The following is a 24,553-nucleotide window of genomic DNA, read 5'->3' as shown; positions in this document are numbered from 1 at the left end:
TCCTCTTGCTGCATGGGCTATTCCCGAATACCGGACAGTGCCGCGCGCTCCAGCATTAACCGCGCACGTTCAATCACCGGGCAACCATCTTACCGTTGAGTAACACCACGCCCTTCCTGTTCTACTGCCTCGGCGGCTTCTACCACTTGCCGGGCATGGGCGACTGCTATGACGATCGGCGCAAACACCTTGTGCAACAGTTCGATCTGCCATGGGTTGATCAGCGATTTACCGTCGAAACCAAGCGGCTTGATCAGTGCTGTTTCTTGCAAGAACCCGGCCTCGTTGTTGGCATCGGAATAAACGGTATCGAACGCCTGAATGTCAGCGGCGCGCGCCGCTGGCAACAGCGAGCAGCGGGCGAAAAACAGTTCGATGTCCTCTGGCGACCGCTCGGTGCACAGGTTACGCGCGTAGTTTTCTGCCCCCAGTGCAATACCCATCAGGCGCGGCGAAGCCTGGGCGATCGCCACCGCGTTGGTAATGCCCTGTGCCGATTCGATCACTGCTAGCAGACCGGTGCTGCCGACTGGGCGACCACAGTCGGCCTCAATGGCGGCGATTTCTCGCGCCATATCGGTAACATCCTGCGCGCAGTCGGTCTTAGGCAACCGCACGATATCCGTCCCACCGCGCACTACCGCCTGCAAGTCAGCCAAACCATAGGCAGAATCTAGCGCGTTGACCCGAACAAGGGTCTCTACCTCTTGATACAGTGGGTGCGGCAACGCGTGATACACCAGCCCGCAGGCGGCGTCCTTCTCGCGCAGGATCACCGAGTCCTCCAAATCGAACATCAGCGCATCAACCTGGTAGATAAAGACGTTGCTCGCCGCCCAAGACAGTGGGCTACTGTCGCTATCGCGCATCAGCACCGTCTCCAGACGTGCGTGCAGCACGCAGTCCAGCCCCCCTTTGTCGTCGACTACCACCTGCACTGGTTCCACCCCATAACGTTGCAGTACTTCCAGCACTCTGTGTAGAATGGCTGTGCCAAACTGTTTCTCCACGCTGCTGGCGATCAGCAGGTCAGGCTCCGGCCCTTCGCCGGTGCAATGCGCACCATGACATCACTGGATTCGAGCGTGCCGGCCATTGCTTCTCGGATCATTTTTCATCATTTACCTGAATGTAAGGAATCAAAAGGATGCGCAATCGGTTTGACCCGGCGCTACGTTTGCAGATCCTGCAAATAGTACAAGGTGTATGGGGCACCAACAGTGAATCTCCCGCCGCCAGCAAGTAGCGTTCAGTGAGACAATGGTAAACAGAAAAAAATAAAAAATTGTTGATCCATTTCAAAAATCACATTCAAATAATAATTTATTTAATGTTTTTTATTTTCTTTATTGTTTTTATGCCCTAAATAATTTGAGCTACAGGAAGTCAGCAACGCAGCAGCTCCTGGAGCTTACACCGGTAAGTCACTGGAGTAAGCGAGAAAAGCTAACGCCCAGGCAACTTGACCTATGACGGGGATATAATGTTTATTATTAAGATAGTCTTAATTAGACACTAAGATTCACTGATATTTATTTAGCATAATTATTGCAATTACGGATTTCACTATGGAATGGCTAAATATCCTTACCGTCGAAGATGGAACGCCACTAGCACACGGAATTTATCCGCCAAAACGGCGGCTGTCGGCAAATCTGGCTGGCACCTTGAAGCAGGCACGTATGATGGCCGACCAACTCAACCCAAACCTGATCCTGTTGGATAACTTTCTGCCCGATGGTCAAGGCATTGAGCTGCTGCGTGAGCTGACCCTGAGTGGTTACTACGATGGCATCGTGTTTATCACTGCTGCCTACGATATAGCCACGGTGAGCGAGGCACTGCGCTACGGCGTGTTCGACTACCTAATTAGACCATTGGCCTATGACCGACTGAGCCACACCCTGCAACAGCTTAGCCAACGGCGTCGGGTGCTAAAGGACAAAGCACGCTTTAACCAGCAGCACATTGACGAATTATTCAACACCTATGCACGCGGTGGCCGGCAGGCGGTGCTACCCGCTGTCATCAATGAGCTGACGCTAGTGAAAATTTGCACCCTGTTCGAAGAGCCGATGGCCTACCACACCGCTGAAAGTGGTGCGCAGAAACTGGGGTTAAGCTGTACCACTGCCTGCCGTTATCTTGAATTTTACACCACCACCCAATAGCTAGGCGCAGAGACTATTTATGGCAAAGTAGGCCGGCCACAGCAGATCTACCAAACCATTACTCTGGAATAACCTGCCCGGCGAATAGCGTTCAATGCCACTTTCTGCTGCGCTTAAAACGAGCAAAATGAGGTTAAATCAGCCAAAACCTCAATGGCTTGTGCATTCTGCGAGCAAACAGTCGCAGAGTGTATAATCGGCCTTTGACATGTCGAAGGCTGGCCGCTATGATTCGGCCCGTTCACACGATTCCTCTGTAGTTCAGTCGGTAGAACGGCGGACTGTTAATCCGTATGTCACTGGTTCGAGTCCAGTCAGGGGAGCCAAATCTTTGTTTTCATGCTTCTCTATGAGTTACTTTTTGATTATTTTTCAATAATTTAGCGTGAAAATATTTCCCGATGCGTATCTGGTTTATCCTCCACATCCGGCCAAATTGGTGGTCTAATTTGGGGTCATTTCAGTTCGATAATGGAGTGACCACCCTATGCCCCTTTCCGACGCGAAAATCCGCAGCATCAAGTCTTCTGGTAAATCTTTTAAACTGACCGATTCGCAGGATCTGTATCTGCTTGTCAATTCGGGCGGTTCACGCCTCTGGTATCTCAAATATCGCTTTAACCGTAAAAAATCCCGTATTGCGTTAGGCGCATATCCGTAGGTTTCACTCTCCAAAGCCCATCAACAGCGTGACGATATCCGTAAGCTGCTGGCGCAGAACATTAACCCGGCGCAACAACGCCTTGCAGAAAGAACCGCCTCTTCACCTGAAAAGTACTTTAAGGCTGTCTTTGGCTTTCAGTTTTTAACCTTGGTTTTTTGTCTTTTAAATCTTTGTTCTGACCTTTCCCCCGCGCTTACGCGGGGGATACTGAAGAGGATGTGATAATGGGGTCAGTTTGGATATCGGAAATTTTTGTACGTTAAGGCTATTTTTTGACTTTTTCGACTTTAGCTGTTCTCAGACAACAAAACTTACCTGAAGCCTGTATCCGGTTGCTTTTCAAGATATAATCACCTGTCAGATTGATTTGCTCCCAGTCTAACGGGGACAAATGCGACAGCAGTTGCTCGTTTAGATTCAGCCCTTTACGCTTCAGGGCATCGCTGGCGGAGCGCCTCCAGATCCCATTCAGACGGGGTATCATTTCCGTTGTCGGGACAAGTGGCACCACCACGCAACCCTCCGGAATTTCCGGATAGTTGCTTTCATCGGACTCTCCTTTCTGTATGAAGCAATGCACCGGGGGTACTGCCATACCCCCGGTACCTGCTGCGTATCAGTCACGGATGCGACCAAATTTTATAACTAACTCCCCTTACGTTTAGTTGATACTGGTGATGATTTAATCAATTATTGTACAGGTTATAGCCAATGCTTTTGCCGCTTTCTGTGAAAGGGCGTGCCTATTGAACATCAACGATCTCTTGTGCTGGTCAGTCTGAGATAACGGTCGTAGACCTTACGGGCGTACCTCATTCGGAAAGGGGCATTGGTATTTCTGAATCCGGCGTTATAGGCCCCCACTGACGTCCAGTTCACGCCATTCTGTTCAATATTCCTCGCCAGTATCCAGGCACCTACGTGGATGTTCTGGCAGGGATTGTTCAGTAACACCGCGCGGGTGATCCCCAGGGGCTTCAGCGAGGGCAACCAGGCGGAATTTATCTGCATCAGTCCAATGTCTTCGCTACGCACCTGGCCGTTTTTTTTATTCAGCCCGATGACGCGGGGATCCAGGCCACTTTCCACTTCAGCAATAGCCAGCAGCAACCGCCAGTCCACGCGGAATTTCAGCCCGGCATCCTGGAAGCATCGAGCGATGTCCGGCGTAAGCGTCGCCGCCCGAAGCATGCCTGACATGGCTACCAACAGCAGCAAGACGCCAATCACCCGGTACCACATAATGAAACCACCATGAAAACGGAATAAAGAATGGGAATAAATGGCACGCTGCGCGCGAACTTCCCGGCTATCGCGGCCAACACAAGGCTCCCCCCCAAACAGGCCGCCGCCCATTCTGGTGTCAGCCAGGCTCCCACGGCGGGCAGCACATAAAGGTCACCCGCCGCCAGCGCCGGCGGCTGTGACCGCCACGCGGTAACCAGATTCAACGTCAAGGCCGGAAGCAGCATCACCGCCGCACCGGCCAATGGCGGCAGGGGATCTTTCCCGGGCAACACGGCGCTGAGCGCCACCCAGGACAGGGCGAAGATCAACATGTCCGGTACCCACTGCGTAACACCATCAATGTAGGCAGCGCTGCCCAGCAGCAGGACAAACAGCGTAAACACCGGGTTACTGGACACCAGAGCGACGGACAGCATACCGCCGCCCAGCAGCAGAATGGCGAGACAGGAACGGATGCGGATCGGGTTCTCCCAGCCATCAGTGGTCCGGTGCGACTGCGCAGCTGACTGTCGGGCGCGTTCATACAGCGTTGGCGTGGCATAGGCCAGCATCAGGGAGAAAATAATCAGACTTACTACGGTCAACATCGGTTTTCCCTCAAATAGACCACGTATCCAACCGGAATAAAGGCGGGCCGGGGCTGCCAACCTGTTGGCGTAGTAATCCCCGTGGGGTCGGACAAGCCGAAGTGCGTGCTGTTTTCCGTGTCCTGCAACAGTTGCGAAAACAACCCGGGGACTGCTGGCCTGAACGCATAAGCGATGTCGCCGCTGATGCGGAGCGCTATGCCGCTGCTTTGTGGAAGCCAGGCCGGCAATGTGACGCGGTCTGACACATCTCCATTTGTGGGCATAGCGGCGCACAGGGCGTTATCAAGCGCTTCAACGTAGTGAAGAAACTGGCTGGACTGTTGCTGCTGCTTTACCACAGCCAGGGGAGATTGCTGCATGTCACTGACGATGGACAACAGAATGCTGGCCGCCATCAGTAAGGTGGCGGCAAGGAATAGAGCGGTTTTCATTGATAGATATAAACCCAGAACGCGCCCGGGGAACACCCATGCGTCGGGTTAGGGTCGGATACGATCCTGTACCCCGTGTTCCCCGGAACCTGAAAGCTGAGGAAACCGGACTTCGCCCAGTCGGTATTGTTGTCGAATGCATTCGCTACCAGCGTATCACCGACGTACCCTGCCAGCGCCCAGGCGTTTCTGCACGACCCCCCGGAACCCACCTCTTTTGGCACGACAGACGTGCCGCCTGATGCGTAAACAGTGATGGTATGTGAGGTCTGATTATGTCCGTCATATTGGTTAACGTAGTGTCCAGCACCTGTATAACGGCCAGTGGATCCCCCCCGTGCCAGATACCAGACTGACAGGACAGGATAGCGCCGGCATTGTCACGACTTATCGCTCCCCAGGTATCGCAGGAGGCTCCCGCCGTGTTCACCTGCTGCAGCTTGACGACCCCCCCCAGCACCAGGTCATGACTGCCCCGTAGCATGCCGTTGGCTGTCAGGTCTTTATTGGCCGTGATAGCACCACCCGACTGTACGCTTTCAGAGAAGTAACCATTTCTGGCATTGACATCCCGGACAGTGGTGATGTCGTTGCCGCCCATATTCAGCGCCGTACCCATGGTATTGAGCTCCGGGTAACCCGCCACCGCGTGACGGTAGAGATAATCATTGACCCGCGCCCCATTGGCGTAAAAGCCCGCAATGACTACACTGCCATCACCTGGGTTATAACCGCCAAAGGCTGACAGGTTTTCCTGCCAACTTCCCAGCGCCCCTTTTGCCACACCGTTCTCGATATAACCCCCTGCCGCCCCGATACTGTTCGCGAGCTTGCGCGCCTGACTGAGAGAAAGTGGCGTACCGCCACTCATGAACGTCATGCTATGAAGCCGGTTCGGCACGGGCTGGAAAATCAGCGTGCGGTATGTCGCGGTATAGGGGGTCGTTGAGGCAAACCCGGCGGGCAGATAACCCGCCGTTATGAGCATGGGTACCGTCAGGGTATAGCCCGACGACACACTGCTGCGCGCAGCAATGACCGCATGCTGATCGGCAATATAGTGATTAACGGCCTTCTGGACGGTATTTGCCTGCCCCGCCGCGATGTTGAGACGGTACGCCTCCGCAGCCCACTGACTGAGCGGGATCAACACGCTCACCAGAATAATGGCCACAATGCCATACCCGATAGTGGCATCGGTTATCTGCGCGATGCCCCGCTTCAGGATCTTCACGCTCTAGCCCTCAAAATCGTAGGTTAAGGAGGAAAACTGATCGCTCAGGGCCGGGAAACTGCCTGACGCGATTTTTGCCTTGATGGTCGCGGCCGCCGATGTATTGCGGAGATTAAACCCGGTGATATCCACCTGCCGCCGATTGCTGTCAGGCGTGATCCGCAGGGTCTGGTGCGCAAGCACATACAGCGTACTGGCAATAGTGGATCTCGCTGTCGGGCTGACTTCTTCGCAGAACATCACATAGCGCTCCAGTGCCTCAATCACTGAGGAGGCGTGAATAGTCGATACCACAAACATGCTGAGGGAAGCCTTCAGTACCTCATGTGCCGTGGCCCCATCGCGAATTTCGCCCAGCAGAAATGCCGAGGCACCCATGCGATAAGCTTTGCGTGTTGCACTGGCGTACCCCTCATTTTCCCTCACTTCAAGCTGAATGCAGCGCCCCTTGCCATGGCGGCCTTGCAACAGGGTTTCCGCCGGATCTTCAATGGAAACCCCCAACTGGCCGGTATGGGCAATCCGGTGGCGCAGCACCGCAGCCGCCGTGGACGTCTTGCCCGCGCCCATTTCGCCCGCAATCAGGAACAGCCCGGACGCCCCGGGCAGTTCAACGGATCGGCGCAAGGGCGTACTCAGTGGCACATCACTGAATGCAGGTATTGATGCGGGTGTCTGACGTAACACCATATCCGTCCGGCCAAACAGATCTTGCGACACCGTAGCCCGGTACAGGCGCTGATCGTAAAAACAGGAAAACTCGTTACGTCCGGCATCCCTGTGCTGATCTGTGCAGCGCTTGTGAAGCTGTCTGACGTCATCCATAAGAGGGGCAGGCACGGGAACGAGGAAACCGGTGGCGCCGACCATGCCCTTGATTTCGGCATAGTCCTCGCCGAGATAGAGGTCGATGAAATCAGCCTCACGTAGCGTGGTGGCAATCATGATGTGTCCGGATACAGGGGCCGCTGCAGGCGGCGAGGGGAAAGGTCAGGATTTGGTGGTAAATGTCAGGGTGTTATCCCCATCAATACAGGCGGTAGCAGCCCCGGCACCAGTCACCTCAGTGGTAAAGGTGGTGGTGTTGATTTTCGTGGACAGCAGATCAGCCGTGCCGAGGCTTTTGGCCACTTTCACGCAGTCGCGTTGCTGCAGTTGCGAGTCGGTGACGGTAAATCCAACGCCATTGCCGACCACGGTGATTTGACCTCCGGACTTGTTGTAAATCCGGTTATCCGACACGGTATAACTTCTGGAGATACTGCCGCCCTTCACCAAGGCAGGCACATAATCATCCGTCCCATAGCCACTGGACGAACGCAGGTTGCGCGTCTCATTCATCACGGTGGTCAGCAGCGTGACCTCACTGGTACTGTTCACATAGAAATAAGCCAATGCGGCAGCGGCCACCACCAGACCAATCACCACGATCATGATCCCCAGCGCCGCGATGGCGTCAGTAATATTTGAAATACCTTTCTTTAACGTTTTCATGGCACTGCCTTGGTTCAGGAGCATACTCGACGGGAGACGCCGCCTGCTCAGTTGAAGAAAAAAGCCTGCTGTATCAGGCCGAACATGATCAGCATCAGAGCCGCTACCAGTACACCGCAACCCAGCAGGCTGCCAATGCGCATCCGGTCACCGGTTTTCTCGACATCCCCCACCGTCTTTTCCAGCCAGGTGTCGGCAAAACGTTTTAGCGAGCCCTCGCTGTTTTTTGTCTCAAACAGACTCTGCATCTTGATGATGGCCTGCTCATCCGGGAAGTCATAGCCCGTCACGTCCAGGGCCTGCCCGAGATTCATTTCCCCGGCGCTGATGGCCCTTTCCAGCGCATCCAGCCGCTCATACAACCAGGCCGAACGGGTCGCCTCTTTCATGCTGGTGACCGCCTTCTCCATCGGGATCCCTGCAGCGAGCATGGCATTCACGTTCATGATAAAGGCCGCACCGTGAATGCGCCGGTAGATAGACCACGGAGGAAACCGATCGAGAAAGAAGCGAAGCCGGCCAGTCAGCCGGGGCAGCGACAGCAGCACCAGTGTGACAATGCCACCCAGCAGCAGCACCACCGCCCACCCGTACTGCGTCAGCAGAAGATAGAAGTAGTACACCCCGGTCTGCATACTGTTCCACTGGCTGAGCGGCACCGCCTGCATGATCACCGGCACCAGCATGACGCAGAACAGCGTCACGATCCCCACAGACAGCAGTGTCAGGTACCCCGAAATCATCACGGTGGCCTTCACGGTACGGCGTATGCGTCCGGTTCCCTCGGCAATCCCCATCGCGTTCAGGAATCCCTCCTCTGGCCTCCCGGACAGGTCGCAGGAATCAATGATGCCGAGTTCCTGATCGGGGATCCATTCACGCAGCGACTCCCCCAGTCCGAACCCCCCGTCGAGATTTTCCGCACACTCTTCCAGGATCTGCGCAATGGCATTGCCCGGATTTTTCCCGCGTCGGCTGTAGTTATCAATCAGCTTCTGAAAGGTTTCCTTCGCAGACCGGCCATCCAGCAGGTATTGCCTGAAATCGTCATAAATCTCTATGCGATCCTGTGCGTTGAAGGTAATTTTATAGATAAAGCGCGCCAGTCTGTTCACCGTTCACTCCCCGCTTTCAATCTGGCGTCGCGGTCAAGATTGCACAGGCGGCGATGCGCCCAGACCGGATCGGCCCGACCTTCGTTAATCAGCCGCGTGAGGTTCTGGCAGAGTGTCACACCTCCCTTTGCGATCCAGTCCAGATAGGCGGCCATCTTGCCCTTTTCGGCATAAAGCCGCATAAAGGCATTGTTCGTTTCAATGACCTCGAATACGCCAATACGCCCGCTGATGCCGGTGTCGCCACAGCCGCTGCAGCCGCCGATTTTACGCAGGTAAACATGGGCAGGATCGGCATACGTCTCCACCAGATCCTGCATCACCGGGCTGATTTTTTCCCGTCCACGTTGCCAGGGTACCTTGCAGGCTTCACACAACAGGGGGACCAGCCGGAGGCCGACAAGACCGGAGATGATTGTCGGGTCAAACAGCAGATCTTCATCCACACCAAATCGTCTCAGCCGCTGAAGAATGTCGGCAGGCGAGTGGGTGTGAATAGTAGTCAGTACCGGGATGCCGGTATGAATCGCCTCCACGCACCCGTGTGCCGAACCGGCATCGCGGATTTCTCCGATGTAGAGCCGATCAGGATCCATGCGCAACAGGTTGGTAATCGCCTCGGCAAACGTCTGGCTCCCCAGTGGGGTCTGGAATATGCCTTCAATGGGTGACTCAATCGGATCTTCCACCGACAGAATATTTTCCCCTTCATCTTCGGCCGCCAGAAATTCTGCTGAACACTGGCAGACAGTGGATTTGCCATGCCCGGTAGGCCCACTGTACAGCGTCCCGCCAGAGCTGTTCAGCAGCCGACGCAGCGTGATTTCTTCTTCCGGAGTCAACCCCAGTTGATCAAAGCGCAGACTCTGTTTGCGCCGGCTCACGAGGCGCAGCGCCACCGCGAGCCTTCCCTGCCCACCTGGACGGCTCGCAAAACGGCAGGTGCTGAGGCCAAAGCCGTTGACAAATTCCTCACGTACCCGTGCGTCAGCGGGTTCGGTATAGCTCAGTACCGGAATGCTGTGCTCATCACACATGGAGTTGTACAGGGCATTCACCAGCCGCGTGCCCCATTTTACCGACTCGGTACGCACGCGGCGCAGGTTGCCATCTACCCGGTAATAGACCCGCGTAAAGTTTGTCTTGATCCGGATATGTATATCTGACGCGCGCAGACTCACCGCCTCGCTGAAGAGGCTGAGCATCAAGGTCTGAAAATCGCTGGCACTGGCCACGGTGTCACCGACTGCGCTGAACTGATGACTGATTTTCTCCAGCTGTTGGCGATCGCACCAGGTGACGCCTGTATCTAGCCCCTGTCCTCGCAGTTGCTGGCGTAGCTCAAAGAACTCCGTGTTCTGATCGAGTTCGCTCAAGACATACAGGCAAACAAACTGCGTCTGATTGTCGCGGATCAGCCGGACATTATCCCGGATGGCCGCCGAATAGCCCCGTCCCCCCGCCGGTGGAGGCAGCGGAAGCAGGCTGTGGGTCTGGTCGCTGATAGTCATCATGGGAGGTCGCCTCAGTTCAGTGTGAAGAGATGACCGTCACGGGTACGCCTGATCACCACGCCCCGCAGAGAAACGGACACCACGCTATAGCCCCCGGCCACGCTGTCGCCTGCACGCACCTGCGCACTGGTGCCATCTGCAAGGTCAAGCGTGGCCACCGCGCCCGTAATTTTTGCCAAGGCGGGCAGGGCGCTGACGGAAGGGGCGGTCACGAATGCGCCCCCCTGTCCGGCCGGAGACGGACTGACCACCGGGGTCATGGCCGTGTCGGCCAGACCGGCGGCCATTTTTGCCTTGTTGAATGCGGCCTGCGCGTCGTAATACACGCGGCCACTCTGCAGGCGATCTAGATCACCCAGCGTTCTGACGTCCTCCTCGGCCTGCACGCCGCCGCACGACAGCAGAAACAACAAGGCGTACTTAACGTTTGCCATAAAGCACTCCTGAGATTTTGTATCTGAGTGAGCCATCTGAACTGTTGAGGGCGACGGTGATGTCGGAAAGGCGGAGCCCTGTGTAGCGGTCACCGGCAAAGATTTGCTGCGGTGAAATGTCTGTCTCTGCCGAGAACGTGTAGGCCAGCCAGTCCTGCAATGGCAGCGCTTCACCCTCGCTGTTCGTCTTCACCGCCTTAATCGGCACGGCCATGATGGCGAGATCGATATTCAGCGCCTGAAACAGCGACATGAGATCCATCAGGCGTTCTTCGGCCGACCCCATCGGGTCGTCCCCTTCCGGGGGAAGCCGCTGCGGCAATGAAAATGAGGTCAGACCGCTTTGCTGAAAGTTAAAATCTGCCGACACACCAAACCGTGCCTGCACAGCACGGACAACGTCGCGTGTTGTCACCGCCGAGTGTGTTCTGCGCACAGACTGAACGCTGATATGGGTGTCTGTACACACCACCGTGGTAGATATCCAGCCCTTGATCGAGACAGGAATACGATCCAGCCCCTCCCGACAATGGCGGATAAACGTGGAGACCGACGGTTTATCGATCCAGGGGTGTCGAAGCCCGGCCAGGGCTGTCTGGTAACGGGCCTGCCGGTTAAGCTCGGCCTGCCGGATCCGGGCGCGCTCGATGGCCAGCCGTGCAGCGGCTTCCCGCTCCCCCACTGCGTGCAGGTATACCATCAGCCCGGCCAGCGCAAGGATGAGGGCTATCCCTGTTGCCACAAGCTGTGCGCGGGTCATCCCCCACGTCAGGGGACGCAGCCTGAACTGCTTGCTGAGCGCCTGCGGGACAAGCAGCGTCGACAGATCCAGGGCCGCCGTTACCCATGGCAGTGACAGGTCACCCTGGACAGGGACATCCAGACTTCCCTGACTGCCACGCAGTTCATTACGCAGGTCGATGATCCGCTGACGCAGCTCATCCGCTGTGTAGATTTTATCAGACCACGGGTGGATACCCCCGCGCTCGGTCTTGCCAACCAGCGTGTACTGCGCAATACCCTCAGGGCTGTCACCCAGCGGCACCACGGCGATACAGCAGCCTTCCAGCAGCGAGGCCAGTGCAACAATCAGCGAATAGGCCCCCCGCAGCCGCTGACGCGTCTTGGGGGCAAAGCCTGCCTGAATGCTGTCACTCTGCCGCACCGCCACCAGATCCAGCCCCTGCGCTTTCCCAATACGCCGGATCTCTTTCATGGGGTTACGCTGCGCGCGGATGGTCTGCCAGACTAGCCCGACCACAAAACGCCGTTGATGAAAGGTCAAGACGCGGATCTGACCGGCACCCTGTCCCGGTACCGGCTTTGGACTCTTTTTTTTCATGAGTGTTACCCGATATAGGGTGTGACGGTGATGACGAAGGACTGGCGGGTGGTTGTACCGGAACGGTGTCCGCCGGTGAGGAGGTTATCCGGTGATCCGATACCCTGTTTACTGGCGTTATCCACATTCTGCTCCAGTCCGCTGATGATGACGGTCTGTCCAGGCTTCAGCCAGACGCGCTGTGGCACTGAACGGGAATCCACCTCTGGCGTCTCGATTCTGTTCGCGCCCTTGCCGCTTTCACGCAATGTGACGAGGCTGGAAATATTCAGGAACATGTTGAGCATCATCCGTTCACCCCCATCGAGAATTTTAGGGAAGAGGGTGATGTTGGTGCCGGTAGTGACCGTCCCTGGCGTCAGCGTTTCTGAGGCAACGCTGCTACTGCCGCTGACAAACGGCGTGCTGGTTGTACTCTTGAGATAGGCAATCTGCCGCCCGACCACCACCGAGGCAGCAGCCATGTTGGTGGTCATCAGCGGGATGGTTCTCACGTCCGCCACCTTCGCCTGACTGGACAGTGCATCAAACAGGAAAGAAGATCCGGCCAACTGCTGCGCCCTCCCCGTTGCCGTGTCCAGCACAGAGACACTCAACGATCCGGCGTCAGCGATCGTTCCGGCCGGATCAGCAAGGTTAATGCCATATTTACCGGCCAGCGTCCTGTACAGGACGTTCCAGTTGATACCCACTGCATCACGGGTATCGCTGTTCACGGTGTAAATGACCACTTTCAGATTGACCTGACGGCTGAGCGCCCTGTTCTCGGCGGTGAGATACTCACCGATCCGCCTTACTACGTCCGGCACATCAGTGACGACGACGGTGCCGGTGGTTCTGTTCATGTCAAGCCGTCCCACTCCTGGGGTCAGCATGCTCTGCGCGGTCAATTTCAGGTCATCATAAAGATTGTTCCCCATCACCACGTCCGACTTGAGGTTGGTGCCACTCTCCCCCGACACGCCCCCTGAACCGCCGCTGCCGGAACTGGACGCCCCGTCTGAGCTGCTGCTGTTGGAGACGCCGCTGACTACCGAGCCGGTGAGCGCATATCTTGCGTCAGAAGGTTCAATATCAAATCGCGCGGTCTGCAGATAAAAGAAGGTCACCCTGCCGTCCTCATACTTCCAGGAAATCCCCAGACGCGCGGTAACGATGTCGAGCAGCCCCCCGAGGTTACCGTTGTAGCGGATGCCGGAGAACGTTCTCGCCGCGCCGCCGTCGTTCGCTGATGTGCCAGCGGTAACGCTGCCGCTCCCGAATGACCCCAGCGGCCGCATATCGCCGCTGGCTGACAGGACTGGCGAGGGCGCACTGTCCAGCCGCTGCGTGGGAGATCCCCCCACACTGCCCCGGCCCGCCAGTACGGCCATCGCGTCAGGTGTTACACGGGTACGAATAGGGCAGAAGGTCGCAATATCCTGACTGAACTGCATGATGTCTACCGGTTTTTTTGTCAGGTAAGGCAGGGTGCAGTTGACCACCTCCCGGGGCGCATCATACTTCGCGGCAGGCAATGGCACCGGGCTGACAAACTGGCTGTTCTGAAACTGGACGACCGGGCGGTTCTCGCTGGCCTGGCGGATCATGGAAGAGGTCGCGTCAGCGGTTGCTTCCGCAGACCGGTTAACATCGTTGATGCGCTCAAAAGCGCAGCCCGGCAGCAGCAGTGAACCTGTCAGCACTGCCAGGGCGTGTTTTTTTAACATGGCTCTTTCCTGTTACGGTCTGTCAGGTCAGATACCACGGCAAAACGCGGCTGACATAGTCTGACGACGTGAACATTAGGGTGAGGAAACCGCGATTTTGGTGGTGTGGGCCGGGTGATGCTCGACTGTAACCCGGGTTGATTTTGTTGTTAACAATCCTTGTGCTCACGCTGATACAACGCCAGGAATGCCTTGGTGATAAAATCAGCACGTTCAAGCGTGTTGTCTTCGTCGTATACATTCATCGCGATGATCTGGCTAAGCGTTTCCGCTGCAACCACTTGCACGCCTTCTGGGAGATCACTTAATTTCATGGCTACCTCGATTTAAATCAAACGGGTTTTGGTGATGTGGTGAGCAGGCATTGCCCCTGGTGTTGGCTGTATCTTATATCCAGCCCACCACACCCCAAAAACAGCTTGGAAATGGTTCGCCACGTTGTCGGTGGCTGCCGTAGAGCGCAAGGCTTGTTGTGAAAGAGCAGTTAAAACAGAGCAGACTGGTTAATCTGCGTTGGTTTAGTGCCTGGTTTACTTCTCCACCTCAGGCTGCAGTGTTAGTCTCGTCGTTTTGTGCTTACTGATGCGTTAACCGGGCGCAAACCGGCACTGAGTGATGCCCTATGCCTCCTTTCCCTCACTGCGTCGCCATGGGAACCCGACCTGTATCGCCGTCGTCGCGTGTCCTCAAATCAATCAGGACGCATGCGGTCTGTCCGCCTTGTTACTTCAAATCGGTTTCCTCCCGGAAAAATAGGGGTTCAGCGCCCTTCACTGACAACAATCAGACATTGCTGGCGATAGCCGCTGACAAAAAGCGGCACCTGCGCGTGACGCCAGAGGGTAAACAACTGTGCCGTTGCCGCTTCAAGATTTGCTGCGGAGAAGGAAAGCGCGTAATCGATGGGGTAGTCCGTCCCTGTATCCCAGCGAACTGTCCATTTTCCCTTGTCCAGCGAGCAGCGTTCTTTTGACATCCACAGGCTGTAGCCCTGCCTGAGCGTCATGCCTTTATCAATTTTCCAGACTTTCATCACCGGTGACGGTGCACCTGTGGGGGCGGCTCTGCCTTGCGTCTTGTCGCCGTGGAAAGGATTAGGGCGGGTTGTGGGTAAGGAAACGGGGGTGACTCCCCCGCTCTGCCGGATCACGCCTTGATACGTATGAGAGGTATCCGCCGTTGCCGCCGCACGCGGTGGGGAAGATTTACCCGCTGCCGTACCCGCAATGACTGGATGAGTCAGCAGCAGGGAAGAGGCGTCGGTGCCTGCCGGCGCGGCGGGACGTTGTGCAAACAGCCCACTCTGATGGAGACGAAATTGCATTGCACTGATTTGGGTAGCACTGCGTGTCAGGTCATTGTCCACGACGTTGCCCGAAGACGATCCGGCAACAACAACCGATGGCGATGCACAGCCGGTTAGCAGCAGGGCCGGAAGCAGCCCTGCCTGTTTACTCAATGACATAAAGGACACTCCGGAAAATCAGGGCAGACACAGGCTGCCCGCCACCAGATTGGGCGTTAGGCGGCTGAATCCTGATACTGGGAAGACTCGGTTGATATGCGTTGAGCAGAAGCCGGCACAGCTGCATATTTCTCAAACCAGAACTCCACTGGCGCGGCCGTCTCTCTGACCAGCCCAAAACGCATCGCGGTGCGGAAATTCACACTGTGCCGCTGCGCCCGGTAGACCTGCTGAGACAACAGTACGCGGAACGCTTCTGCCGAGGCATTCCCTTTTGACGTTCGGCACTCTGTGCACACGGGCATGAGTCCGCGGCATTCACCGGGCAACAAGGCAAAATCCGCTTCACACCGTTCCGCATGCCAGCCTCGTGCCGGCAACTCACTGCCACAATAGGCGCAGCATCCACCAAACTTCCTGCGCAACACGTCACGTTTTGTTTTCGTTAGCTTCATGTGTCACCTCCAGTTTTACCAGTTAGGCAAATCAACAATAACTGTCCAAGCGGTTCCGGGCAGACCCACTCCAGCGAGTGGGCCTGCACAGACTGCTTTATGTCATTTGGCGCTATGTGGTTTGCTACCGTCAGGGATGCCCGTTCACGACCGCATGAAAATGCAGGGCTAATCTTCTCCACAGACAGGGGTCCCGACGGATCGCCCCGAGAGCCTGCTGCGGATACATCGAATTTGTACGTAGGGGTATAACGGCAACGCGCCACAGTTCCGACTTTCCAGTGTCCCGGCCAGTATAAGAGTGGGCAAAGTCCAGGCTCTTAATACCGCCCCACCTCCCGGCAGGTTCCCCTGATGTATGTCAGGCCATGACGTAGCCTCCGGCCATCTTCCGCGCATCAGCATTGCATACCGGCAAGAGAGGACCTTGAGATCAGGGTTCAACGGGCACGTTGTTAAAGAGCGGGCGTCAAAGCAACCTAAGTAACACGCTTTGAATTAACTTAAGGTTTATTAAACATGGACTAGATGATCTAATGCTAGCAACTTACATGATAAAAAACAAGAATGTTGGTTTTTTACCAAACAAACATGTATACATATGATTGTGTTGATGTTTTTACAAAAACGTGTAAACTATCAATCTCATAATCACAAAAATTGGTATAATGGAAACTCTTGCTGAACGACTAAAGTACGTTTTGTACAAACTCGACTTGAATCAGGTCGAAGCTGCCAGATTGATTGGGATCTCTCAACAATCAATAAATTACATACTCAGAAATAATCTGAATGCGAGTAGACTGTCAGTTAGAATTGCTGAAGGTCTACAAATCAACCCTGAGTGGCTTCTAACTGGTAAAGGTGAATGGCAGCCAGAGAAAATTAACAAAATACCTATCATCAACGACAATCTGATACTACAGTTATATTTTCGTGACAACTCTCTTACTAAAGAAACTAAATACATATTATCCAATCGAGATCTTGGAAAAAAACCTTTCGCAGTACAGATTGAAGATAACAAACTGTGTATATGCACTAGAGTTAACGAGTATAGAGAAAAAGATAGTTACTTAAAGGATGACTATTTATACATTAGCGACCATGAAATAAAAATATCAAAAAGGGATCATAGTAATCCTGATGTAGGTTATAAAGTAATTGAATGGAGGATATATGATATCAAAGTTTAATGATCTACTAAATTATCTTTTCGATAGTTACAAAAAATCATCTATCGATAATATTCTTCACATTGACACAACTACTTTCACTAAACCATTAGAAATAAAAATAAATTATCACACAAGCCGGTATGTATCTAACAGTATGGAAATTGAAGAGTTTTATCGCCACTATAATAAATCCATGCTAAAAAAAGACATAGAATATTGCATTAGGCTAATAAGTTACAAAAAAGTATATAGCAAACTGCACTTGCATTTCCCTGAAGCATCTGAAGCTATACTTAAAGATATTGAGCAAGAGATAGAAAATCATGGCTAATGAACGAAAAGAAATTGAGTTAATTATCCTTACATCTTTAATAACTACCTTTTCTATTGCATCACATATTATCTCATTTAATATATATTCATTTAATAATTTTGTTTTCATCCCTTCAAGCATTACTTATATGCTTGTCATAGCTCTGCTAGACTATTCTTCAGTTTATTATAGCAGAAGATTAGTCATTAGTATGATTGTTATAGAGTCATTATCTAATGCAATGCTTTTCTGTTTAATAAAGGGTAGTTTTATTTATAATATTTCAAGTTTATCTCCAATTGCAGATTCTCTCAAAAACATTTTATTATATTTTGAAAAAATGTATCTTGCAAATATTGTCGGTACTCTAATAGCCTTACTTATAAACAACTACATATTTACGTTCTTTTTTAAAAAAACCAACTTTCTAACCTCAAGTTTTATATCCTCGACTATTTTTATCCTACTATATACTCCAGCTACAGATTTTATTGCATTTCATGATGTGGTGGATTTAAAAAACAAAAATTTAATTTCATTTAACATTATCACTAATATGATTTCATTTTTAATTTGGTCTTTATCACTTAACTCTCTAATAAAATGGAGAAGAAAAAATGATTGATTACAAAGCTCTTGGACATATAAATATTGTCGTTGATGATATTGAAAAAGCTATTGAATATTATAATAAGTTATTGTTTTGCATACCTAGGCAAATTTTTCCACACTTTAAAAATGAAGGGTTTTCAAAAAGCGCGGGGTTCATTGATGAAATTGTAAATGTGTCTATATGCTTCCTTGAAATACCAAAAACCGGAATATTCTTGGAGTTAATGGAGTATCACAACCCAATTGGGTATAGCTCATCTGTAGATAAAAAAACGAATGATATTGGTGGGATTGGGCATATTTGTATAAAAGTAGATAATATTGATTATGCTTTTAAACATATAAAAAATACAAAGGATACTAAATTAATAAGTTTGAGTGAAAGATACAAACCATTTTTTATAAGCCCAATATCAACTGATGACTTCAATTTCTTTGATGAACAACTTGAATCCAGTTTAGAAGAAAAAGAAAATGTATGCAGCATCATAAAAAAAATAAGATATTTCTACTTTGTAGATAAGTACAATATACAGTGGGAATTTGAACAGGGACATGATGACATAGGGGAATAAGATTCAATTTTTATAAGAAAAAAATATTTAATTAAAATAACCAAACAGCTCACCGCAGAACAAGACCAGCAAGAAGCAATGTGGCTAACCTGCCCTGTCGAGAAAGCGGAATTTCACGGATGTGAACGCAGGCGCGGTCACACTGTGGCTAAAGTGACGTGTTGCGAAGAAAGGCGCATCCTGTTACGGAACTGCGCCAATACCTATTAATGCTGGATTTTGGCCAGGTCATCGGCGGTCAACCCCGTCATCTTCATGACCAGGTTACGATCAAGACCGTTGGTCAGCATTGTGCGGGCAACGGCAAGCTTGCCTTCTTGGCGGCCTCTAGCTTCGCCAAGTTGGATACCTTCCTGACGGCCTCTAGCTTCGCCAAGTTGGATACCTTCCTGACGTCCTTTATCTTCCAGTTTTTGTGCAACGGTCATAAGCACCTCCTCATGTTGTGGCGCACGACGCGCCAGTTCGCGGATAAACGTCTCCGGGGCTGCCGTGTCACCAACCTGTAGCATGTAATTCATCAATGATGTCAGTTGCTCCTGCGTAGTATATCCGGACAGCAGCAACGTGACCAGTTGTTCCAGCAGGTCAGCCAGGTCGCGCTGACGGATGTGTTTCTGTAAAAGCTCCAGGATGGCCATACGGCGATGCTGCATGATTTGCTCATCCGGGATGACTGTGACATCGACCAGGGGAAACGCTCCCGCATAAAGCTGTGTGGCCAGTTCGGGGTCACCAAACTCATCCAGCCAGCGCATCGAGTACGGATAAGGCGTCACCTGACCGTGATAGAACAGCAGTGGAACCACCAGAGGCAACTGCTCGTTACCCGCATCAAGATGGCGTTGCATCGCCGCGATACTGTATCGCATCAACCTAAAGGCCATATTCTTATCAGGGGAACTTTGGTGCTCGATAAGGCAATAGACAAAGCCGATACCCTTCCCCGCCTTGAGTGAATAGAGCACATCGGAATAATAGGCACGCAAATCTTCTTCAACAAAGCTGCCCGATTCCAGCTTTAACGTACTCAAGTCACAGTGTGTGAGCACTGCCGGCGGCAAATGCAATTGCAGGAAGTCACGCGCTGTTTCCGGATGGGTCAGAAACTGCTTGAACACGGCGTCATGGGGAATGGGGGTCGTTTTGCTCATCAGTTACCTGCTTCGGGTGACGATGGCCTGGGCGAACAGGCGGCCTGACGGGTAAAGCACCAGGCTGCTCTCGATATTATAGACCTGGCCGGTACGTTTGGTGGCTTCGTGCATGGCGGGTACCAGCAGGCGGCGGGCGCGTTTTTTCAGACTGTTGACGTCCTGGACAAGTTGTCCGGCGGCACAGTCGGGGGAGAGTGGCTCCGAGTGGGTATGGGACATGCCGGGCTTGAGCAGCACCATCATGGCGACGGTATGAGCAAACGCCTCGGTGTCGATATCGATAATCTCGTCTTCAGCACTCTCTGGCTGGACAGGGTGGTCAGTCATCAATTTTTCAGCTGGCGGGGTAATGTGACCAAAGTATCGCATAGTCCGTGCCATTGAGCACCTGTGAGTGACCATCATTGCGCAACACCTGCGCATCACTGAAGGACAACGGCCTCCTGGGCATGCCCACTTTCTCCATCCAGTTATACACGGGTTTTGCAACATATCTGTGGATAATCTCGCCAGTATACACCCTGGACTTAAGTGCAGCTTACGCCCGGTTGCGCAATATTATACTGTTTATACGTCCAGTACAATATTAATGCTTAAGTAAAATTCTGACCAGGAAAGTACACATTGTGAGCAACACCTCCCAGACCATCACCGCGATGGCCCTCCCCACCACGCCAGCAGTTCAGCGACCCGGCGTTCATCCAGGTAAAACAGCCCCCTCCCCTCAGCGCCAGACAGGGGTCAGACTCTATGATACCGGTATCGCCTGTGGCTTCCCCTCGCCCGCTCAGGACTACCTGGAACAACGTCTGTCACTGGATGATATCTGCATCCGTTTCCCGGAAAGTACCTACCTGGTGCGAGCCGAAGGCCATTCAATGCGGGACGCCGGTATTCTCGACAGCGACCTGCTGGTCGTTGAGTGCTGTTACCCGGCACGGCACGGTGACATCGTCATTGCGACGGTCGATGGCGCATTCACCTGCAAATGCCTGCAATTGCATCCCCGCCCGTTACTGCTGCCGGCCAACCCAGCCTTTGCGCCCATCGACGTGGATAATGAGGACATGGAGACGGTCATCTTTGGCGTGGTTCGCTACGCTATCCACACGCTTTGACCCTTGCCAACGCCTGTTAAGCCATGTTTGCCCTGGTTGACGTCAACAGCTTTTATGCCTCTTGCGAGACGGTGTTTCGACCCGACTTGCGCGGTAAACCCGTGGTGGTACTGTCGAACAACGACGGATGCGTGGTGGCACGCAGTCAGGAGGCCAAAGCCCTTGGCATAAAAATGGGCGTACCCTGGTTCAAGGTAAGAGCGGAGGCTGAAAAGAAACACTGTATTGCCTTCTCCAGTAATTACGCCTACTACGCCGACATGAGCCACCGGGTAATGACCCTATTGGCCCAGCTGACGCCGCGCGTTGAGGTCTATTCCATTGACGAGGCATTTTGTGACCTGACCGGCCTGCCACTCACCACACTGGAACCCCTGGGAAAACAGCTCCGTGAAACGGTACGCCGCTGCACGCATCTGACCGTTGGCGTGGGCATCGCTCCAACCAAAACGTTGGCCAAACTGGCCAACCATGCCGCCAAGACCTGGCGAAAGACCGGGGGTGTTGTTGACCTGAGTGCCACCGCAAGACAGCGTCGCCTGATGGCACACGTGCCGGTCTCGGAAGTGTGGGGAGTCGGGCATCGCATCGCCAGGCATCTGTCGATGATGGGGATAACCACGGCGCTACAACTGGCGGACTTGCCCCCGGCCATCGCCCGTCGCCGATTCTCGGTGGTACTGGAGCGCACGGTGCGTGAGTTGAACGGCATCGCCTGCCTGTCCCTCGAGGAATTTGCCACACCGAAAGAGCAGTGCCTTGCTGGCTCAGGAGGTGGAGAAACTGCGCGCTGCCGGTATGTCCCGAATTGCGGCGGTAACATTCATCGCCGACGGTTCTCGCCAGGGAACGCTGCCCGCGCGGGTCATGGTAGCGGCTGGGTTGGCCAACGCCCGCAAAGGCTCGAGTCGTATTGGCGTCAGCAAGAGCTGCCTGCAGGCGTGACTGACCCTCTATCTGACTACCAAGCCAGGCCTGGAGCGGTTGGCGTTATTGGCACCCGGTCAGCCCAAACGCAAACGCCCGGAAGACGTGGTCTGGTTCTTCGGCATGTTCTGGCCACACTACAGCAACCAGAACGGCCCCAGCGTCAAAGAGGCATACCGCTCGTTCAAGCGCGACTGGTACGAAACGTACAGCGACCAGCCCGCCATGCTGATGGCCCTGCCATCGTATGACGCGGTAATACGTTTGGTGGATAAGCTGCCATTGCGGGAGCGTATGCGCGGACGCGTGTCGGGGTCAGCGGCAAAAGCCTTTGAAGTTTATCAGCAGCGTGACTGGTCACAAATGCCGGTGAACGGGTGCTGGATTTCGGATGGCAAGTCGCTGAATCTAAAAGTGGCGCATCCTATCCATGGCAGACCTTTCACGCCGGAGCTGACGCTGGTTATTGACGGCCGTACACGCTATATCGTTGGCTGGAGCGTTTCCCTGGCGGAGAATGCCATTGCGGTGGCCGATGCCTACCGGCATGGCATGAAACATTACGGCAAGCCACTGTTCGTGTATTCCGATAACGGCGGCGGGGAAACCAACAAGATGCTGGATGCGGACATTACCGGTATTTTTCCGCGCTTGCACATCGAGCACATGACCGGTATTCCCGGTAATCCGCAGGCGCGCGGCATCATTGAACGGTTGAACGGTGTAATGCCTGACCGACTGGCCAAGCGGTTCCTGACCTACAACGGCATCGGAGCCGACCCTAACGCTGTCCGTATTCGGGGGCAACAGATGCTCAGTCTGTCAAACGCCTTGCGGGATGGGCGCGAACTGACCGCGCAGAACAAGAAAACGTTGAAGATCCTGCCCACCTGGCGGCAATTGATTGACGCCGTACAGGAGGAAATAGACGACTACAACAATCACCACGGGCATAGCGAATTACCCAAGGTTAATGGGAAATGGATGTCGCCAGCAGCTTACCGCCAGTGGGTACTGGAGCAGGAAGGTGACGACATCGAATACATGACGGACGGTGAATTGCGCGAAATGTTTATGCCGGAAGTTAAACGTGTTGCGCAGCGTGGCTGGATAGCCTTGGAGAATAACCAGTATTTTTCGAAAGAACTGATTACTGTTGACCGGCAGGAAGTCCGGGTGGCCTTTGATATCCATGATCCGACTGAAGTCATTGTTCGCCAAATGGATGACACCTATGTTTGTACCGCCATCTGGAATGGTAATACCGCATCGCCAGTGCCGGTGGCCAGAGTCCAGAAAACCCTGGAAGAGCGCGCGAAGCGTAAAATTAAACTGGCAGAGACCAAAATTCAGGATGCGGAAGACGAGTTGCGTCCCGCGCTGGAGCATAAAGCCGACACTGATTTCAGCAAATTCATTCCGATGGAGTCAAAACCGGATCGCATAAGCAGTAGACCCTATTTATTCGAATCCGAATATGAAGATGATTTAAAAAAGTACGGTAATTACCGTTAAGGCTTAAAAATGACTGTGATTGATAATTTAAATCGCCTGATGGCGAGGAAGTGTTACACCCAAAGCAAGGTTGCAGCGAAAACTGGCTTGAGTCCTGCTGTTATCTCGCAATATTTGAAAGGCGTTTATAACGGCAATATAGATAACGTGGAAGCGGCGATTAATAACTTTATTACCCGTGAGGGAGATAAAGAGAAAAACCGTGAGGTCAAAGCGTGTTTTGTTAAAACGCAATTATCCAGTAAATGCCTGACCTTGCTGAGAAACACCCATCTGGATGCCGATATCGGTGTAATTTATGGCAACGCAGGGTTGGGCAAGAGGGTAATGTATCCAATTAGTAGAACATGTGTTTTTCGATAAACGCTCCGATCACTTTTTCGTGGATCTCAACTGAGCGTGAGAAGCAGATTGTTTTACGAGCCAACCGCTTAATGCGGGTGCGGAGCGTCAGGTTATTACGCTCAATGCGTTGGGTGAATATTTTGCCGGTCAGATGCTTATCCTTCGGCACCTCGCGGCCATAGCTGCCACAGTCGTCGCTGGTGATCATGCCGATGTTGAATGGTGTAAGCAGTGCCAGTAGCTCCCGGCAGGTTTCATCGGTTCGGGGACCAAAAGTGTAGGCCAGTACACCGCCTGTTTTGGTGTTGTACGCGTACCAGAGCCAGTGCTGCCGGGCTTTACTGCCAACGAAGCTCCATTGCTCATCAAGTTCGCAGATAAGCGCCACATCAGCATTGGCAACAGACGAAGACGTTATTCGCTTTGGCGCGAGTTTTTTAAAGTCCGGATGACGGTGTTAATGCCAATTTTCAGTGTCCTGGCGGTATCGCGAACCCCGGCACCATTGAAGGCCATTTCAGTGATCTGCTCTTTAATACCCGGCTTACGTGCTTCATAAGCATAAGTGAGCTGAAACACACGGTGGCAGTCACGGCAGCGAAATCTGTCATGGCCTTTAGGGTTCTGACCATGGCGGTAAACCTGAGCAGACTGACAACGGGGACAATGAACGTTAACGCTGGCCATGAGATAACCTCAAAAGCCCGTATTATACATCAGATTCAACTAATTAGAGGCATCACCCGGCAACGGAAGGATTTTTGAGGGTCGGTGATTTTGGTTTGGGCAGAGGCTCAAGGCATCTTGATGATGCGCTAAGTGAGTTATATCAATTTTACCGGGTTAATAATACATCAAAAAACAGGCCGGGAGACGGCGTTTATGGAGTTGTTAGCCTGCCTTGCGATGGTGGCCCCTCAGCTGGTTATCTGGCTGTATCGAACAAC

General features: G+C 53.2%; 26 protein-coding genes, 1 tRNA gene and 4 pseudogenes. 11 read left to right on the top strand and 20 right to left on the bottom strand.

Annotated features, from left to right (window positions below; genetic code table 11):
* Window positions 1-17 precede the first annotated feature (17 nt).
* A pseudogene (locus tag SYMBAF_RS04750) lies at window positions 18-845 on the bottom strand (aldolase/citrate lyase family protein).
* Window positions 825-1,096: pseudogene (gene citD / locus SYMBAF_RS04745) on the bottom strand (citrate lyase acyl carrier protein); the annotation flags it as partial. The pseudogenes SYMBAF_RS04750 and citD, both read right to left, overlap by 21 nt.
* Window positions 1,097-1,568: 472 nt before the next feature.
* Here citD and SYMBAF_RS04740 point away from each other — a divergent pair.
* The 3 genes and pseudogenes from SYMBAF_RS04740 to SYMBAF_RS17540 all read left to right on the top strand — a co-directional run.
* Window positions 1,569-2,171: a response regulator gene (locus SYMBAF_RS04740; protein WP_323373121.1), complete on the top strand. Its 603-nt coding sequence runs from the start codon at window positions 1,569-1,571 to the stop codon at window positions 2,169-2,171.
* 250 nt (window positions 2,172-2,421) lie between these two features.
* Window positions 2,422-2,497 (top strand) — tRNA-Asn (locus SYMBAF_RS04735).
* Window positions 2,498-2,658: 161 nt separating this feature from the next.
* A pseudogene (locus tag SYMBAF_RS17540) lies at window positions 2,659-2,961 on the top strand (Arm DNA-binding domain-containing protein); the annotation flags it as partial.
* A gap of 139 nt (window positions 2,962-3,100) precedes the next feature.
* On the opposite strand, the pseudogene SYMBAF_RS04730 reads toward SYMBAF_RS17540, so the two are convergent.
* The 15 genes and pseudogenes from SYMBAF_RS04730 to SYMBAF_RS04660 form a co-directional block, all read right to left on the bottom strand.
* Window positions 3,101-3,283 (bottom strand): annotated as a pseudogene (locus SYMBAF_RS04730) (Tn3 family transposase); the annotation flags it as partial.
* A gap of 305 nt (window positions 3,284-3,588) precedes the next feature.
* The gene (locus tag SYMBAF_RS04725) at window positions 3,589-4,077 is read right to left on the bottom strand and encodes a lytic transglycosylase domain-containing protein (RefSeq protein WP_040266446.1); all 489 of its coding nucleotides are present in this window, start codon (window positions 4,075-4,077) and stop codon (window positions 3,589-3,591) included.
* Complete coding sequence (locus SYMBAF_RS04720; protein WP_040264731.1) at window positions 4,062-4,670, bottom strand: prepilin peptidase; 609 nt, start codon at window positions 4,668-4,670, stop codon at window positions 4,062-4,064. The genes SYMBAF_RS04725 and SYMBAF_RS04720 overlap by 16 nt, the downstream gene beginning before the upstream one ends.
* Complete coding sequence (gene pilM / locus SYMBAF_RS04715; RefSeq protein ID WP_040266448.1) at window positions 4,664-5,104, bottom strand: type IV pilus biogenesis protein PilM; 441 nt, start codon at window positions 5,102-5,104, stop codon at window positions 4,664-4,666. The genes SYMBAF_RS04720 and pilM overlap by 7 nt, the downstream gene beginning before the upstream one ends.
* 145 nt (window positions 5,105-5,249) lie before the next feature.
* Window positions 5,250-6,338 carry a shufflon system plasmid conjugative transfer pilus tip adhesin PilV gene (gene pilV / locus SYMBAF_RS04710; RefSeq protein WP_052447844.1) on the bottom strand — a complete coding sequence of 363 codons (1,089 nt, stop codon included), beginning with the start codon at window positions 6,336-6,338 and terminating at the stop codon, window positions 5,250-5,252.
* 3 nt (window positions 6,339-6,341) lie between these two features.
* Complete coding sequence (locus tag SYMBAF_RS04705; protein ID WP_040266450.1) at window positions 6,342-7,283, bottom strand: ATPase, T2SS/T4P/T4SS family; 942 nt, start codon at window positions 7,281-7,283, stop codon at window positions 6,342-6,344.
* Between the two features lie 45 nt (window positions 7,284-7,328).
* A complete protein-coding gene (locus SYMBAF_RS04700) occupies window positions 7,329-7,832 on the bottom strand; it encodes a type 4 pilus major pilin (RefSeq protein WP_040264729.1) in 504 nt (167 codons plus the stop codon).
* 47 nt (window positions 7,833-7,879) lie between these two features.
* The gene (locus tag SYMBAF_RS04695; protein WP_040266452.1) at window positions 7,880-8,947 is read right to left on the bottom strand and encodes a type II secretion system F family protein; all 1,068 of its coding nucleotides are present in this window, start codon (window positions 8,945-8,947) and stop codon (window positions 7,880-7,882) included.
* Window positions 8,944-10,461, bottom strand: coding sequence for a GspE/PulE family protein (locus SYMBAF_RS04690; protein WP_040266454.1), 1,518 nt, complete (start codon window positions 10,459-10,461; stop codon window positions 8,944-8,946). The genes SYMBAF_RS04695 and SYMBAF_RS04690 overlap by 4 nt, the downstream gene beginning before the upstream one ends.
* A gap of 11 nt (window positions 10,462-10,472) precedes the next feature.
* Window positions 10,473-10,931, bottom strand: a complete 459-nt coding sequence (gene pilP, locus SYMBAF_RS04685) for a type IV pilus biogenesis protein PilP (RefSeq protein WP_237162936.1) — start codon at window positions 10,929-10,931, stop codon at window positions 10,473-10,475.
* Entirely contained in the window at window positions 10,882-12,237 is a 1,356-nt protein-coding gene (gene pilO2, locus SYMBAF_RS04680) for a type 4b pilus protein PilO2 (protein WP_040266458.1), read from the bottom strand. The genes pilP and pilO2 overlap by 50 nt, the downstream gene beginning before the upstream one ends.
* 5 nt (window positions 12,238-12,242) lie before the next feature.
* A complete protein-coding gene (gene pilN / locus SYMBAF_RS04675) occupies window positions 12,243-13,946 on the bottom strand; it encodes a PilN family type IVB pilus formation outer membrane protein (protein ID WP_040266460.1) in 1,704 nt (567 codons plus the stop codon).
* 149 nt (window positions 13,947-14,095) lie between these two features.
* Complete coding sequence (locus SYMBAF_RS04670; RefSeq protein ID WP_160289789.1) at window positions 14,096-14,260, bottom strand: hypothetical protein; 165 nt, start codon at window positions 14,258-14,260, stop codon at window positions 14,096-14,098.
* Between the two features lie 446 nt (window positions 14,261-14,706).
* Window positions 14,707-15,411, bottom strand: coding sequence for a TcpQ domain-containing protein (locus SYMBAF_RS04665; RefSeq protein ID WP_052447719.1), 705 nt, complete (start codon window positions 15,409-15,411; stop codon window positions 14,707-14,709).
* 56 nt (window positions 15,412-15,467) lie between these two features.
* Entirely contained in the window at window positions 15,468-15,866 is a 399-nt protein-coding gene (locus SYMBAF_RS04660; protein WP_040266462.1) for a hypothetical protein, read from the bottom strand.
* A 668-nt stretch (window positions 15,867-16,534) separates the two neighbouring features.
* Between SYMBAF_RS04660 and SYMBAF_RS04655 the strand changes: the two genes are divergently transcribed.
* From SYMBAF_RS04655 to SYMBAF_RS04640, 4 genes are read left to right on the top strand one after another with little or no spacing between them, the layout of a single operon-like run.
* A complete protein-coding gene (locus SYMBAF_RS04655; protein ID WP_040266463.1) occupies window positions 16,535-17,062 on the top strand; it encodes a helix-turn-helix domain-containing protein in 528 nt (175 codons plus the stop codon).
* Window positions 17,046-17,375, top strand: a complete 330-nt coding sequence (locus SYMBAF_RS04650) for a hypothetical protein (protein ID WP_040266464.1) — start codon at window positions 17,046-17,048, stop codon at window positions 17,373-17,375. Before SYMBAF_RS04655 ends, SYMBAF_RS04650 begins: the two co-directional genes overlap by 17 nt.
* Window positions 17,368-17,982: a hypothetical protein gene (locus SYMBAF_RS04645; RefSeq protein WP_040266465.1), complete on the top strand. Its 615-nt coding sequence runs from the start codon at window positions 17,368-17,370 to the stop codon at window positions 17,980-17,982. The genes SYMBAF_RS04650 and SYMBAF_RS04645 overlap by 8 nt, the downstream gene beginning before the upstream one ends.
* Entirely contained in the window at window positions 17,975-18,544 is a 570-nt protein-coding gene (locus SYMBAF_RS04640; RefSeq protein ID WP_040266466.1) for a VOC family protein, read from the top strand. The genes SYMBAF_RS04645 and SYMBAF_RS04640 overlap by 8 nt, the downstream gene beginning before the upstream one ends.
* A gap of 206 nt (window positions 18,545-18,750) precedes the next feature.
* Here the strand turns inward: SYMBAF_RS04640 and SYMBAF_RS04635 are convergent, their stop codons facing one another.
* The gene (locus tag SYMBAF_RS04635; RefSeq protein WP_162483248.1) at window positions 18,751-19,701 is read right to left on the bottom strand and encodes an Rpn family recombination-promoting nuclease/putative transposase; all 951 of its coding nucleotides are present in this window, start codon (window positions 19,699-19,701) and stop codon (window positions 18,751-18,753) included.
* Window positions 19,702-20,082, bottom strand: a complete 381-nt coding sequence (locus SYMBAF_RS04630) for a DUF7609 family protein (RefSeq protein ID WP_152609086.1) — start codon at window positions 20,080-20,082, stop codon at window positions 19,702-19,704.
* A 245-nt stretch (window positions 20,083-20,327) separates the two neighbouring features.
* Here SYMBAF_RS04630 and umuD point away from each other — a divergent pair, with 245 nt between their 5' ends.
* From umuD to SYMBAF_RS04610, 4 genes are read left to right on the top strand one after another with little or no spacing between them, the layout of a single operon-like run.
* Window positions 20,328-20,819: a translesion error-prone DNA polymerase V autoproteolytic subunit gene (gene umuD / locus SYMBAF_RS04625; RefSeq protein ID WP_082026972.1), complete on the top strand. Its 492-nt coding sequence runs from the start codon at window positions 20,328-20,330 to the stop codon at window positions 20,817-20,819.
* A gap of 23 nt (window positions 20,820-20,842) precedes the next feature.
* Window positions 20,843-21,997 (top strand): Y-family DNA polymerase, encoded by a 1,155-nt coding sequence (locus SYMBAF_RS18070; protein WP_272899524.1) that lies wholly within the window; start codon window positions 20,843-20,845, stop codon window positions 21,995-21,997.
* Window positions 21,972-23,261 carry a Mu transposase C-terminal domain-containing protein gene (locus SYMBAF_RS18145; RefSeq protein WP_336884900.1) on the top strand — a complete coding sequence of 430 codons (1,290 nt, stop codon included), beginning with the start codon at window positions 21,972-21,974 and terminating at the stop codon, window positions 23,259-23,261. Before SYMBAF_RS18070 ends, SYMBAF_RS18145 begins: the two co-directional genes overlap by 26 nt.
* A 9-nt stretch (window positions 23,262-23,270) precedes the next feature.
* The gene (locus tag SYMBAF_RS04610) at window positions 23,271-23,624 is read left to right on the top strand and encodes a helix-turn-helix domain-containing protein (RefSeq protein WP_052447766.1); all 354 of its coding nucleotides are present in this window, start codon (window positions 23,271-23,273) and stop codon (window positions 23,622-23,624) included.
* On the opposite strand, the gene SYMBAF_RS04605 is transcribed toward SYMBAF_RS04610, so the two are convergent.
* Window positions 23,599-24,293 (bottom strand): IS1 family transposase gene (locus SYMBAF_RS04605; protein ID WP_152609117.1). Its coding sequence is split into 2 segments (ribosomal slippage): window positions 23,599-24,047 and window positions 24,047-24,293, totalling 696 coding nucleotides; the frame shifts between segments, so codons are not numbered across the junction. The two genes, SYMBAF_RS04610 and SYMBAF_RS04605, sit on opposite strands and share 26 nt — an antisense overlap.
* Window positions 24,294-24,553: the final 260 nt, after the last annotated feature.

It is taken from the genome of Serratia symbiotica, from assembly GCF_000821185.2.
Classification (GTDB): Bacteria; Pseudomonadota; Gammaproteobacteria; order Enterobacterales; family Enterobacteriaceae; genus Serratia; species Serratia symbiotica.
The sequence above is the reverse complement of the archived record's forward strand: the minus strand, read 5'-3'. Positions and strand labels throughout refer to the sequence as shown.